Here is a 12,894-nt window from a genome sequence, read left to right on the forward strand (position 1 = left end):
TGGCACATGTTGCTATCGCTTACCACATGTTTGTTCTACGCACACGCGGCACCAAGTTGCAAAGCGTTAAAAATAGCGGCACCAAAAGAACGGACAAGATGACATCCGCTGATTCCGGTCCCGATGAGAGGGCCGACGATTCCGTCGTGTACGACCTCGCGGCGGACTGTACCCTCTCGGACATTTCCGAGGGAGAACAGTACCACGCAGCCGTCAATGGCGTCGTTGACTACGGTGTATTCGTTGACCTTTCCGACTCTGTCTCCGGCCTCGTTCACGAATCGAACCTCTCGCAGTCGTACGATGTTGGCGACGACCTCGTCGTCAAACTCCTCGAAGTCAGAGAGAACGGCGACCTGAGCTTCGTCCCCGCCGACCCCGACGACTACGAAACCGTCGCAGTTGCCCACGAGTACAAGGTCGCCGAAACGGGCAACCTCGGCGACCAAGTTGGCGAAACCGTCCACCTCGAAGGCGAAGTTGTCCAAATCAAACAGACCGGCGGCCCGACGATTTTCCACGTCAGCGACGACACCGGCGTCGTTCCCTGTGCGGCGTTCGAAGAGGCCGGCGTTCGCGCACACCCCGAAATCGACATCGGCGACGTGGTTCACCTCGTCGGCGTAGTCGAAGAGCGCGACGGCGCGCTTCAAGTCGAAGCGACCTCGCTCGACGCGCTGGACGGCGACGAGGAAGACGTTGTCCGTGACCGACTCGAAACCGCGCTCGACGAGCGCGCGGAACCGCACGAAACCGAACCGCTCGTGGAATGGCCGGCGCTCGAACAGTTGTTCCCTGACCTGCGCGACATCGCAAAACAGCTCCGACGGACGGTGCTCGAAAGCCGACCGATTCGCGTTCGTCACCACGCCGACGGTGACGGAATGTGCGCCAGCCTCCCGGTCGAACTCGCGCTGAAGCGATTCATCGAACAAACACACCAAGACCCCGACGCGAAACGACACCTGTTCAAGCGCCTGCCAAGCAAGGCACCCTTCTACGAGATGGAGGACGTGACGCGCGACCTGAATTTCGCACTCGAAGACCAAGCCCGACACGGACAGAAACTCCCGCTCTTGCTCATGCTGGACAACGGGAGCACGGAGGAAGACGTGCCTGCCTACGAGAATCTAGCTCACTACGACATCCCGATTCTCGTGGTCGACCACCACCACCCCGACCCGGAAGCGGTCGAACCGTACACGGACGGCCACGTCAATCCGTACCTCTACGACGAGGATTACCGCATCACGACGGGCATGATGTGCGTCGAACTCGCCCGGATGATTTGCCCGGACATCACCGAGGAACTTCGACACGTCCCCGCAGTCGCGGGAATTTCCGACCGCTCGAAAGCCAACGCGATGACCGACTACGTCGAACTCGCGGAATCCGAAGGCTACAGCGAGGAGTTCCTGACGGACATGGGTGAAGCGCTCGATTACGAGGCGTTCTGGCTGAAATACGACCCCGGACGGAACCTCATCAACGACGTGCTCAACGTCGGCTGTGACGACGAGGAACGCCACAAGGAACTCGTCTCGTTCCTCGCGGAACGCGCGCGCTCGGACACCGAACAGCAACTCGATGCCGCGATGCCGCACGTTCAGCACGAGCGACTGGCGAGCGAGGCCCACCTCTATCGCGTGGACGTCGAAAACCATGCCTACCGGTTCACCTACCCACCACCGGGGAAGACGACCGGCGAAATCCACGACCGGAAGGTACAGGAGACGGGCGAACCCGTCATCACCATCGGCTTCGGGCCGGATTTCGCCGTCCTCCGCAGTGACGGCGTCCGCCTCGACATCCCGGAAATGGTTTCGGAACTGAACGAGGAAATCGTCGGCGGCGGCGTTAGCGGCGGCGGCCACCTCGTCGTCGGGAGCATCAAATTCGTCAAGGGAATGCGCGAGCAGGTTCTCGACGCCCTCGTGGAGAAGATGGCCGACGCGGAACTGGACGAAGCGCTCCAGAGTACGACCGTCGGGCATCAGCAGGAAGACTAAGCAACTACGCAACTACGCGAACGTTACCTCCCGTTTTGCGAGCCACACTGCGCCAGCGAGTCCAACTGCAGTGACCACACCGAGGCCGATTGGGAATCGGTCGTCGGTTTCGCCCCAATCTGCATCGAAAACGTTCGTGTAGTACGTTCCCGCCTGTTTTCCGTGGAGCACGAGCGCGACTTCGCGGTTCTCCCGCGCCGAATGGTTGTTCCAGTTGAGACTCCCGACGACGACGTGGCGCTCGTCCACGATGACGCCTTTTGCGTGGATTTTTTCGTATCCTCTCGGCTCTGCGAGTTTCGCTTCGAGCGGAAGGCCCTCTTTTTCTGCGCGCTCGTTCAACCAATCCACGATTTTTCCGTTGTCGTCTTCGACGTACCACGTGCTACTTAGCAAGACACGAACCTCGACACCGCGGCGGGCGGCGGCCAGCGTGGCCTGCACGAACGGCTGTTTCGGCTCACTGATTGCCATCTGCTGAACGGCAATCGACCGATTTGCGGATTGTAGAAGCGATATGACGCCTTCTTCAGCGTTGTCCGGCGCGGTCAGCACGGTGACGGATTCGACAGGAACTTCTTTCGGTTCGAACTGTGTCGGATAACTCTTGTTCGCTGGCGGGTCGGGCGTGAACGATTTGCCCTTCCGGAACTGCGACCACGAAACCGTGTCGTGCCACGAGGTGTCGTCGTGGTAAATCTCGGCTAACTCCCGTGCGGGTTCGCCGCGAACTACCGCACCCCATCCGCGGCTTGCGTGTCCGCCGACCCCCGACGGTTTCCAGTTTTCGGTGAGAACGATTCCTCGGTCGTCAGCGACCGCGTATTTCGGATGGTGGAAAGCATAGCGCGCTCGGTCACCGCCGATAACTTCGACTTGGATTCCCCGGTCGATGAGTCTATCGAGCGTAATTGCCTGCTGGCGAGTAATTCCGCCGACGGGTGCGTCATCCACGACCAGACGGACTGTGACACCGCGATTTGCGGCAGAAACGAGTTCGTCGGCGACTCGTTCCGAGGCGAACGAATAGCCCGCCAGCAGAATGCGGTTTTCCGCAGATTGTAAGGTTTCGATGGGAACAGCGGGACTGTCGGGAAGAACGAACACGCGGGCCGTGGAGGCGTTGGTGCGTGCAATGGGTCTGTCCGTCGCTCCCAGCGGTACCCACGAACTGCTGTACGGTCGCCAGAGCTCGCTTTCCGGAGCGTCGGTGTAGGTGGCCGAATCGACGACGGAATCGTTACCGGGCGACGATTCGTCGGTCGAATCGTCGCTCATCCGTTTCCGAAGTGTGACGGTTTCACCCGCGTTCGCCAGCGAGATATTTCGGAGGGGGAACGTCCGAAATTCGGTGAGATTCTCGGTGCGGTTCGGGGCGGTCGAAAACGCAACCGTCCCGGAAATCGTCACGCTTGGAAGCGTGGCGGTTTCCCCGCCGTCCGACAGCGACCACGTTGAGAGATTCGTCGGTCGCGGGAACGAGACGACCACGAACTCCCCCGCGTCCTCGTTCGCCACAGGATTCGGATAGACAGCGACGATTTCCGGCGATTGGCTCGGTGCTGTCGCCATCATCGTCGCTTCCGATGGCGCGACGAACGGTGCACCGAACGGAATACCGAGCGTCGATGTGACGACGAGGCAGACGAGGAGGACGACCCTGCGGGACACGAACCGGAGTGGTTCCGTCTTCGGTTATAAACGTTCGGAGCGGAAAATTTTTGTCAGCCACGTTCCCGTTGTCGGTATGGTCGAAATTCCGTTTGCACTCGAACTGGCAGGACACGCGCTGGGTGCCCTCGGTGCAGTTCTCATCTTTTTCGAGTTCTTCCAACTGCCGGATTACATCGAGTACGACTCCGAGTACAATGATTACACCATCGACATTTCGCCGATGGAAGTGAGAGAATACACGTCAATCGGTCGCATCGGGGCGTTCGTGATGGCTATCGGATTTGCGCTTCAGTTCTTCGCCACGCTGCTCGCACACTGAATCCGTTCATCGACTGATTTTTTCCGTTCACTGCCCCGGATGGACGATTTCCCGACAGTCGGGACATTCGGCGAACCGCTCCGGCCCGGTTTCGGTTTCGTACTCGATGAGAAGATAGCCTCGCGTAATGCTCCCGTTGCAGTTCGGACACACGCCGATTCGGGCGGGTTCGGTCGCCATGCCTCAGAACTAAAACAGGCTGACGACACCCTTTGTTATGAGTCGATTATAGAACGGTAAGGAGTCCTTACGACCGACTATAGGGCTTTCTCGGCCTCGCTCTGGACGAGGAACGAGCGGTCGTCGGAGTAATCACGCACCGCGTCGAGTGCGCGTTTCGTTCCGATTTGGTTCAGTGCCCACGCGGCACTCGCACGAACCGAATCCGACTCGTCGTTTTCGAGGGTGTCCGCAAGCGGGTCGATAGCACGGGTGTCACCGATGCGGCCGAGTGCGCGCGCGGCGTAGCTACGAACGTCCTCGTCGTCGGCAGCGAGTTGGTTTGCAACGTCTTGGGTCGTCTCGTCGCTACCGATTTCGCCGAGCGCCTTGATGACTGTTTTCGCCATTCCGGGGTCGGCATCGACGTAGCCGATGATGCCGTCTACAGCTTCGTCGCTCCCGGTTTTGCCGAGGATGCTGATGGCATCCTTGTCGCGGCGGTTCGCGCGCTCAAGCATCGGTTCGATGGCCTCCTCGCTACCCATCCGTTCGAGCGATTCGAGGCAGTGGCGCTCCATGAAGTTCGATTGGAGCGAATCGAGTGCGAGCAGAACCATGTCCGCGCGGTTTTTTTTCTCCCAGACTTTCAGGGCGTGCCATTCCGGCGGGTAGTCCTTGCGGTGGTCGAGCACGTCGTAGAACCCTTCGGCTTCGAGCTGTTCGCGGGTTTCGAGGTCGCTCCACTCTTCTGCCTCCTCGATTCCGTCTTGTAGCTCCTCCGTGGCTTCAACGAGTGCCTCGATGGTGTCTGCATCCTCGTCGGGGTCTAAGTCGGCGTCGCCGACCGCAACGGCCGCGTTTTCGAGGACTTCCGCGAGGTCGTCCGCGTTGCGCGACAGCGTCACCGTGAAATCCGTATCGAGGATGTCCTGTACGCGTTCCGCGAAGGATTCGACGACATCGACGAGTTCGGCGCTTCCGTCGTCCGTCCAGCGAGTGTCTTGGATGGTCGAGGCGGCGTCCTCGATGTCGCTGATAACGTCCTCGGCATATGGGCCGCGCTGGTCTTCGAGTTCGTCGCGGAGGTCGGAGAGGCGTCCCTCCAGTTCCTCGCGCGGGTCGTCCTCGTCTTCGTCGTCCGGTTCCGGAATGTCCGCGCTTTCGAGGAGTCCCTCGATTTTGTCGAGTTGGGCTTCGACTACGTCGAGGTCGGCCTCCGTCTCGGCGCTTTCGAGTTCTTCTTCCGCTTGGTCGAGTTGTTCCTCGATGGTTTCCGCATCGACGGTTTCGACCTCGGATTCCTCGGTTTCGGCTTCTTCCTGCGTCTCCTCGGTGTCTTCGTCGCTCATGCGTCCACCCCCGGCTGAGCCGTTGCTCTCATATGCGGAAAAATCGGGCCGTAGCCATCAAGAGCGTTTCCCTTCTGTCGTCCCCATCGGCGCGCGGTCCGTCGTCCGCCAGTAAAAATGCGGCGAGAGGACGAGATACGCGAGAGCTAACGTCAACAGCGCGTAGGGGAACGCTCGCCCCTGAAGGTTGGGAACCAGCACTGCTAGCGAATGAACGACGCCCATGATGAGCGCGTCGCGGGCCAGCAGGTCGGGATAGGTAATCGTAGAAACCATCAGTCCCGCGAGAACGAACGTGAGTGCGACGAGCACCAACGGTTCGGTGAAGCCCGCAAGAACCCCTGCCGCGAGGATAACCGACGCGAGCGTGGTCGGAACGCCTTCTGTCACGTCGTCGTCGGTATCGTAGGCGGTGTACAGGCCGAGTCTGACGATTGCCATACCGACGAACAGCGCCCCGCCGAGAAGCGCGATACCGACGCGGAGCGAGTCGAAAGCCCACGTCTGGCGAACCATACTGACCACCAGCATCGCAGGTGCGACGGCGAACGACGCCACGTCGGCCAGCGAATCGAGGTACGGCCCTGCTGACGAACTGCCGACGTGCCGCGCTAGCACGCCGTCCAAGCCGTCCGCCACCGCGGCTAGCAGGACGAGGCGCGCGGCCATTTCCGGATTCGTGGTTGCGACGGAAATCGCCAGAAAACCGAGCGCGCCGTTCGAAACGGTCACCGCGTCGGCGAGCGACAGTCGTCCCACGAACCGAGGTTGCATACTCGGCGGGTAGTGCGAGCGGCCTTGATACGTCTTTTGAATCGTTTTCCGGCCGGAGAAAAGTCAGTCGTCGCCCGCGTCCCGAGCACCGTCGGAACTTCCGTGGAGGTCGCTTCGGCTGAAAAAGTACCACACAGAGACGAGTAGCCCAATACCCGGAGAGAGGGCGACTCTAGCGAACCATTTCAGATTGGAATCTTTTGCTCCCCGAACGTCGATTTCCATGACGACCCACAGCAAGAACTGCACGAAGAAGACCACGATGAGAACTGAGACGACGAAATCACTCATCTATTCTACTACTGAACATTTTGATAACATAATAGTTTCTCCGACAGCATCCGGTAATTCTTCTGCCGAGATGCGATTTCGAGATGGAACTCCGGCGTATTCACCACTCTGTGAGTTCCCGAATCCGGTCGAACGCCTGCCGCTCGCGTTCGCCGCCGCATTTTCGGGCAACCTCCTCGAAATAGTCCAACCGTGCCCGAAGTTCCGCGGTGTCGTAGGCGTCAACGTCGAGGCGGGAAACGGCCACGGTTGCCTCCACGATTGCCGAAAAACCGCGATTGACGGTCGGGACATGTTCGGTTCGGATTTCGGATTCGACGGGAGTGAGTTCCCACTGCTCCCAGTTCGTGCCGCCCGATTCGCCCGAATCAACCCGTTCTGCCTCGACTTCGATCCACGCATCCGCAGAATCCAAGATGGCACCTTCTTCCTCTCGAATCGAAAGCGTCGCATCAACGAAATCCACTGGGTCGTGCGTGAACTGAACCACGCCGCCACCCTGCCGGTGGAAGTTCCGCCGGGTTCGGGTATTCCCCCACGTTTTCGCAGTGACGGGATTCCCGGTGTGAAGCCCCAATGCGGCCACGTTCCACAACTCGTTCGGCCCGAGGGTCGTGACGATGGATTCGGTCACGCCTCGCAGTTCGACCGGCCAGTCCGATTTCGTCCGACTGCTCACGGTCGTATTCCTCGTTCCAGCGCGACGAACAGGCCTCCTGCCACGATGTCGGCTGTCGTTCCGGGGTTGATGCCGTTCTCGACCAGCGAATCCGAGAACGCATGTAATAGTTCCGGTTCACCCTTTCTAACCTCTTGCAGTGCTTCCTGTGCTCTTACGCGGACACTTTCCGCCGTTTTCTTTCCGTGCTTTTTCGCAACGAGGGTGTCCGGTTCGTGCGCGAGGAGTTCGAGATACACTCGCGCGCCGCGACCCGAAAGCGACCCGTCGAGTTCCGCGATTCGCTCGCCCGCTTCGAAGGTTCGTTCGAATCCACTCGTCCACTCGTGGGCGATACCGTCCTCGTTCGCACCGAGTTCCATCACGTCGTACCACGTGAGTCCCGCCTCTCGAATCGCTGGAACCGCGTCGCTCCCCCGCCGCACGTCGAACTCGTCAGCGCCCTCCGGCGGGTCATCCACGAAGACGTTAACGTGGTCGAACGCGCGATAGAATCCTACTGCGTCCTCGACGGTGGTTCCCTCGACGACTTCCGACGCAGATTCGGGTGAACATGTTTTCTCTGCCGTCGCTTTCACCAGCGGAACCAACAGGCAGAGCGCGCCGAACTGCGTGTTGCCGCCGCTTTGCTGACTCATGCCCGCAACCGATTCTTCGAACGCCTCGCCGACCGATGCATCTGCTTCGGCGGCGCGCAATCCAGCACCGGAACCGACTGCTCCGGTGAGGAAGTGCTCGAATCGTAAGTCAGGAAAATCCCTGTCGCGGTCTACGTTGCCGGGTTTCGGCGTTCCGGCTACTTCCAGCAGAAGCGCGAGTTGCGCGTGCTCCGCTGGCGTCATACGACGACCTCCGCGAACCACTCGTCGGTCGCGCGGCGCACGCGAGAGAGGATTTCCGGGCGGTCGCTCGGGCGGCCGACGCTCACCGCGTCAGCGCCGTGTTCGAGATATTCGAGCACCGTCGCCTCGTTACGAACGCCGTTGTTCGCAATGAGAAAGCAATCCGTCGTTTCGGCAATGTCTGCGATTACGTGCTCCGAATCCATCGCATCTACGTGGATGACCGCCGCACCCATATCTGTAACCCGGCGGCAGAGTTCCGGCAAATCGACGCCGGAAACCTCGGTTCGCAGTTTGACGCCGACGGTCGCACCCGCCTTGTTCGCCACTCGAACCTGCTCGCACAGTCGGTCTGGATGGTGGAGGAGCGACTGTCCCGCGCCGGTCGCACACATCTCGTCCTGTCGGCAGTGGGCGTTGATTTCGACTATCGCGTCGTGTTTTCGACAGACTTCGGCCACCTCTCGAATCGGCGAAAGCGTGGCGGAGCGCACGTTGAATCCCGGTCGAATCGGCGTCTCGGACAGTCTTTCGAGTTGGTCGTCAACGAACTCGATTGGGTCGTCCGGCAGGAACTCGGTTCGGTCGCGGGAAACCAGCTTTCGCGCCGCACTCCGCGTTTCTTCGTCCAACGCGATACCGCCCAAAAACGCCGCGCCAGCGTGTTCCGCGCCAGCCATCGCCCATTCGGCGTCGGATTTACCCGAAAGACTGGCCAGTGCGACACGAGGCGAAAACATCATGCAACCTCCATCGCTTTTGCTTCCTCTATTGCTTGTTCCACCGCGCGAGCGACGCGCTCTGCATCCGCCGCGTCGTCCATCTTCGTGTCCGTTCTGACCACCGGTCGGTCGAGATTCGTGCCATCCTCGTCGTCCAATACGAAGGCGTCTACGAAGGGATACGCTTCGGCCACGCCAGCAGTGTTCGGTTCGTAGCCGACTGCGTCCATCAATTTCCCCGCTGGCCCGGAGAAAACGCGGTCTTCCACGAACGGCGAAACGGCGACCACGGTCGCCGTTTCGAGTGCCTCCCGAAACTCGTCGATTGCCAGCATCGGGCCGATACTCGTCACCGGGTTCGACGGGCCGATGACGACGGGTTCGTCGGTCAGCGCGGAAAGCGCGGCGGATGACGCGGAGGCGTCATCCGCGCCGCGGAATTCTACGTCGGTTACCTCGGGTTCGCCGCCACGTGCGACCCAAAACTCCTGAAAGTGCATTTCGCCTTCTGGTGTGTGAATGATGCTCGCCACCGGGTCGTCGCTCATCGGGACGATGTCCAGCGGCGAACCGAAGGCATCGGCCAAAATCCGGGTCGTTTCGGTGAGACTGTTCCCTTCATCCAACAAACCAGTTCGAGTGACGTGAACTGCCCTGTCGCGGTCACCGAGAAGCATGAACTCAGCGACGCCGGAAAATCGCCGCCAACGGGCGATTTTCCGTCCAGCAGTCTGTTGGCCGTCGGGGAGGTATCGCGGCCCTCCTTCCAATCCCGCCGACTCCGCGAGTCGATGGAGTTCGTCGTGCGTTTCGGTCGTGTCGTCCGCGATTCCCCACCACGTCTCGCGGTTCAGCACGTCACCCTGCTGGAACAGGACGGTGTCGATATCGGGACAGACGAGCAGGCCACCTAACTCCACGTCGTCGCCCGTGTTTCCGACGACGGTCGTTTCGGCGGGCGAGAAGACCGAAAACGCGCCGTCTAGAAGTTTTGGGGTGCCAGTTCCCCCGGAAAGAAACGTTGCCATGGTGGAACTGTTGTGATTCGTGCGGTTAAGTTTTCGTCGCTTGTGGAAATTTTCTGTTCGACTCTCGTACCGTAATTTCGTCCTTCGGTTTTTATAGGATGACGAACCAACCTGTATTCAATGAAGACGATTAAGGACAGCGTCCACGACCACATCGACGTGGTGGGAGTGGCGCGTGACCTGTTGGACACGCCCGCAGTCCAGCGACTTCGGCATATCACGCAACTCGGCACCGCTCGTCTCGTCTACCCCTCGGCGAATCACACCCGATTCGAACACAGCCTCGGCGTCTACCATCTCGCCTGCGAAGCCCTCACGAATCTCGGTATCGAGGGAACACAGGCCGAGCGAGTCCGCGCCGCGGCCCTCCTCCACGATATCGGACACTCCCCGTACAGCCACACTATCGAAGAACTCATTCACCGGCACACGGGCAAATACCACGACGACGTTCACGACCTTATCTCCGAATCGGAAGTCGGCGACGTGCTTCGCGAACACGATTTAGATCCGGACACCATCGCCGGACTCATCGCGGGAGCGGGCGAACTCGGACAGGTCGTCTCCGGCGAACTCGACGTGGACAGGATGGACTATTTGGTTCGTGATGCCCACCACACGGGGGTTCCCTACGGAACCATCGACCACGAGCGACTCACCCGCGAACTGACGTTTCTCGACGGCGAACTCGTTCTCGCGGAGGGGAACGTCCAGACCGCGGAAAGCCTGCTCGTCGCGCGCGCGCTGATGAATCCGACGGTGTACAACCACCACGTCACGCGAATCAGTAAGGCGATGCTCCAGCGGGCGAGCGAGCGACTGCTCTCCGAACCGGACATCGACGCCGAGCAGTTGCGCCGAATGGACGACCACGATTTGCTCGTCGCGCTCAGGACAACACCGGAAACCGCCGAATCCGCTCGCCGACTCTCCCACCGCGACCTGTACAAGCGCGCCGTTTGGGCGGAGATGCAGGACGTTCCGGACGAAATAATCGACGCCGACCACGAAACCATCCGTGAATACGAATCGGACATCGCAGAGAGTGCGGGTGTCGATTCCGAATCCGTTATCCTCGACGTTCTCAGTCGGCCACGAATGACGGAATCCTCGTCGCGCGTTGTCGTCAACGGTGACGTGCGCGCACTGGGAGAACAGTCCACGCTCGTCCGGGCGCTCCAGCAAGTTCAGCGCGACCAGTGGCGACTGGGCGTGTACGCACCAGCGGAGAAAACCGAGGACATCGGACTCGCAACCGAGCGCGTCCTCGGATTGGACACCGACGGAACGCTGGTCAGCGACGTTCGAACCGGCGTGAGAACGACGCTGGACGATTTCGAATGATGTGAAACTGAGAAAATCGAAGCACGACTGCGATTTTGCTGGGTAGGTTGGGCACCAAAGTGCTATTTGGACTACTGTGAACCGTGTCCTCGTCCATTCTAAAACACCCGCTCTGTCCCATACATAATTTAAAAGTCTAAATTATACAATAATTATAAGTTATCATGGGTGATATGATACTGTATGACACTCGCGGAATCAGCGCGGAAAACGGAACAGCACCGTCTCTCGAACCTCGGCATCACGCCGGACGGCGGCTGGAACGCGATGTACATCGACGGCACGTGGCGTGCTGTGGGCGACCGCGACACCTGCCCCATCCTCGACCCGACGACTCGTGACGCTGTGGGTGCCGTCCCCGCCGCGACGACGGCCGATGTAGACGATGCCTACCAGCATGCTGTAGACGCCCAACGCGAATGGGCTGAACGGACGCCGGAAGAGCGTGCCGAGGTCGTCGCTACTGCTCGGAGGTTACTCGACGACTATGCAGACGACCTCGTTCGCCTCTTCGCCATCGAATGTGGCGGCGTGCGTTTCAAAGCCGAACTCGAAACCGACCTGACCCGCGGAACGATGGAGGTCGCGGAATCTCTCGCGTCCGATTACGAAACGACCGAACACGATTCGGTCATCCCCGGAAAGAAGAATCTCGTCGAGCAGGTGCCGACAGGCGTCATCGGCGTCATCTCGCCGTGGAACTTCCCGCTGTACCTCTCCATGCGAGTCGTCGCCCCGGCAATCGCGTTGGGGAACTCGGTGGTTCTCAAACCCTCGACGGAGACCTCCATCACGGGAGGTCTCGCGCTGGCGAAACTGTTCGACGAGGCAGGACTGCCGGACGGCGTGTTGAACGTCGTCACTGGGACGGGTTCGGAGGTCGGAACTGCCGTCGCTTCTCATCCCACCCCGTCGGTCATCTCGTTCACCGGTTCCACCGAAGTCGGACGCGAAGTCGGCGCGGCGGCGGCCCGACAGTTGTCGGCGCCGTCGCTCGAACTCGGCGGGAACAACGTCCACATCGTGACTCCAGAGGCCGACCTCGACCGGGCAGTCGATGGCGGCGTCTTCGGGTCGTTCACGCATCAAGGACAGGAGTGTATCTCCATCAATCGCCACGTCGTCCACGAATCGGTGTACGATGAATACGTCACCAGACTCGCGTCCCGCGCGGAGTCGCTACCCATGGGCGACCCCATGGAAGACGGCATTATCGTCGGCCCAGTGATGAACGAAAAACAGCGTGACTCGATGGTCGCGCTCGTTGACGAATCGGTCGCACAGGGGGCGGTTGTCGAAACCGGCGGTAGCCACGACGGGTGGTTCGTCGAACCGACCGTTCTCTCGAACGTGACGAACGAGATGCCAATCGCGGTGGACGAACATTTCGGTCCCATCGCACCGGTCATCCCCTACGAAACCGACGAGGAGGCCATCGAAATCGCCAACGCGACCGAATACGGCCTCTCGGGGTCGATTCACTCAACCGACATCGACCACGCGATGGAACTCGCGAACGACATTAACACCGGCATGGTTCACATCAACGACCAGACGCTGAACGACGAACCGCACATTCCCTTCGGCGGCGTCAATGGCTCCGGAATCGGTCGGTACAACGGCGAATGGATTATGGACGAACTCACCGAGACGAGGTGGATTTCGGTTCAGGAAGACCCCCGAGCGTACCCCTACTGATTT

The 12,894-nt window shown here is 60.3% G+C and carries 13 protein-coding genes; 4 read left to right on the forward strand and 9 right to left on the reverse strand.

The window, feature by feature from the left end:
• Positions 1–98 precede the first annotated feature (98 nt).
• Positions 99–2,009 (forward strand): Hef-associated nuclease, encoded by a 1,911-nt coding sequence (locus tag BW974_RS06925; RefSeq protein WP_076429198.1) that lies wholly within the window; start codon positions 99–101, stop codon positions 2,007–2,009.
• Between the two features lie 12 nt (positions 2,010–2,021).
• On the opposite strand, the gene BW974_RS06930 is transcribed toward BW974_RS06925, so the two are convergent.
• Positions 2,022–3,680 (reverse strand): phospholipase D-like domain-containing protein, encoded by a 1,659-nt coding sequence (locus BW974_RS06930; protein ID WP_076429200.1) that lies wholly within the window; start codon positions 3,678–3,680, stop codon positions 2,022–2,024.
• A gap of 76 nt (positions 3,681–3,756) precedes the next feature.
• Between BW974_RS06930 and BW974_RS06935 the strand changes: the two genes are divergently transcribed.
• Positions 3,757–4,002, forward strand: a complete 246-nt coding sequence (locus tag BW974_RS06935; protein WP_076429202.1) for a hypothetical protein — start codon at positions 3,757–3,759, stop codon at positions 4,000–4,002.
• A gap of 27 nt (positions 4,003–4,029) precedes the next feature.
• Here the strand turns inward: BW974_RS06935 and BW974_RS25450 are convergent, their stop codons facing one another.
• The 8 genes from BW974_RS25450 to cofD all read right to left on the reverse strand — a co-directional run bounded on the left by BW974_RS25450 (position 4,030) and on the right by cofD (position 9,849).
• Complete coding sequence (locus BW974_RS25450; protein ID WP_175609633.1) at positions 4,030–4,182, reverse strand: DUF7837 family putative zinc-binding protein; 153 nt, start codon at positions 4,180–4,182, stop codon at positions 4,030–4,032.
• 77 nt (positions 4,183–4,259) lie between these two features.
• Positions 4,260–5,513: a HEAT repeat domain-containing protein gene (locus BW974_RS06940; protein WP_076429204.1), complete on the reverse strand. Its 1,254-nt coding sequence runs from the start codon at positions 5,511–5,513 to the stop codon at positions 4,260–4,262.
• A 57-nt stretch (positions 5,514–5,570) separates the two neighbouring features.
• Positions 5,571–6,287 (reverse strand): protein sorting system archaetidylserine synthase, encoded by a 717-nt coding sequence (locus BW974_RS06945; RefSeq protein ID WP_076429206.1) that lies wholly within the window; start codon positions 6,285–6,287, stop codon positions 5,571–5,573.
• 63 nt (positions 6,288–6,350) lie between these two features.
• On the reverse strand, positions 6,351–6,578 hold the full coding sequence (locus BW974_RS06950; protein ID WP_076429209.1) for a hypothetical protein: 228 nt from the start codon (positions 6,576–6,578) through the stop codon (positions 6,351–6,353).
• A gap of 100 nt (positions 6,579–6,678) precedes the next feature.
• Complete coding sequence (locus BW974_RS06955) at positions 6,679–7,257, reverse strand: DUF447 domain-containing protein (protein WP_076429212.1); 579 nt, start codon at positions 7,255–7,257, stop codon at positions 6,679–6,681.
• Positions 7,254–8,099 (reverse strand): triphosphoribosyl-dephospho-CoA synthase, encoded by an 846-nt coding sequence (locus BW974_RS06960; protein WP_076429214.1) that lies wholly within the window; start codon positions 8,097–8,099, stop codon positions 7,254–7,256. The genes BW974_RS06955 and BW974_RS06960 overlap by 4 nt, the downstream gene beginning before the upstream one ends.
• Positions 8,096–8,839, reverse strand: a complete 744-nt coding sequence (locus BW974_RS06965; RefSeq protein ID WP_076430274.1) for a tRNA-dihydrouridine synthase — start codon at positions 8,837–8,839, stop codon at positions 8,096–8,098. The genes BW974_RS06960 and BW974_RS06965 overlap by 4 nt, the downstream gene beginning before the upstream one ends.
• Entirely contained in the window at positions 8,839–9,849 is a 1,011-nt protein-coding gene (gene cofD / locus BW974_RS06970) for a 2-phospho-L-lactate transferase (protein ID WP_076429216.1), read from the reverse strand. The genes BW974_RS06965 and cofD overlap by 1 nt, the downstream gene beginning before the upstream one ends.
• A 120-nt stretch (positions 9,850–9,969) precedes the next feature.
• Between cofD and BW974_RS06975 the strand changes: the two genes are divergently transcribed.
• Both BW974_RS06975 and BW974_RS06980 read left to right on the forward strand, forming a co-directional pair.
• Positions 9,970–11,193 (forward strand): HD domain-containing protein, encoded by a 1,224-nt coding sequence (locus tag BW974_RS06975; RefSeq protein ID WP_076429218.1) that lies wholly within the window; start codon positions 9,970–9,972, stop codon positions 11,191–11,193.
• 183 nt (positions 11,194–11,376) lie between these two features.
• Positions 11,377–12,891: an aldehyde dehydrogenase family protein gene (locus BW974_RS06980; protein ID WP_076429220.1), complete on the forward strand. Its 1,515-nt coding sequence runs from the start codon at positions 11,377–11,379 to the stop codon at positions 12,889–12,891.
• Positions 12,892–12,894: the final 3 nt, after the last annotated feature.

This window comes from Haladaptatus litoreus (genome assembly GCF_900156425.1).
Classification (GTDB): Archaea; Halobacteriota; Halobacteria; order Halobacteriales; family Haladaptataceae; genus Haladaptatus; species Haladaptatus litoreus.

Excerpts from the sequence above, each read along its gene's own strand:
- BW974_RS06925 (WP_076429198.1), top strand. The coding sequence starts at position 99 with ATGACATCCGCTGATTCCGGTCCCGATGAGAGGGCCGACGATTCCGTC.
- BW974_RS06935 (WP_076429202.1), top strand. The coding sequence starts at position 3,757 with ATGGTCGAAATTCCGTTTGCACTCGAACTGGCAGGACACGCGCTGGGT.
- BW974_RS25450 (WP_175609633.1), bottom strand. The coding sequence starts at position 4,182 with ATGGCGACCGAACCCGCCCGAATCGGCGTGTGTCCGAACTGCAACGGG.
- BW974_RS06940 (WP_076429204.1), bottom strand. The coding sequence starts at position 5,513 with ATGAGCGACGAAGACACCGAGGAGACGCAGGAAGAAGCCGAAACCGAG.
- BW974_RS06945 (WP_076429206.1), bottom strand. The coding sequence starts at position 6,287 with ATGCAACCTCGGTTCGTGGGACGACTGTCGCTCGCCGACGCGGTGACC.
- BW974_RS06950 (WP_076429209.1), bottom strand. The coding sequence starts at position 6,578 with ATGAGTGATTTCGTCGTCTCAGTTCTCATCGTGGTCTTCTTCGTGCAG.
- BW974_RS06960 (WP_076429214.1), bottom strand. The coding sequence starts at position 8,099 with ATGACGCCAGCGGAGCACGCGCAACTCGCGCTTCTGCTGGAAGTAGCC.
- BW974_RS06965 (WP_076430274.1), bottom strand. The coding sequence starts at position 8,839 with ATGTTTTCGCCTCGTGTCGCACTGGCCAGTCTTTCGGGTAAATCCGAC.
- cofD (WP_076429216.1), bottom strand. The coding sequence starts at position 9,849 with ATGGCAACGTTTCTTTCCGGGGGAACTGGCACCCCAAAACTTCTAGAC.
- BW974_RS06975 (WP_076429218.1), top strand. The coding sequence starts at position 9,970 with ATGAAGACGATTAAGGACAGCGTCCACGACCACATCGACGTGGTGGGA.
- BW974_RS06980 (WP_076429220.1), top strand. The coding sequence starts at position 11,377 with ATGACACTCGCGGAATCAGCGCGGAAAACGGAACAGCACCGTCTCTCG.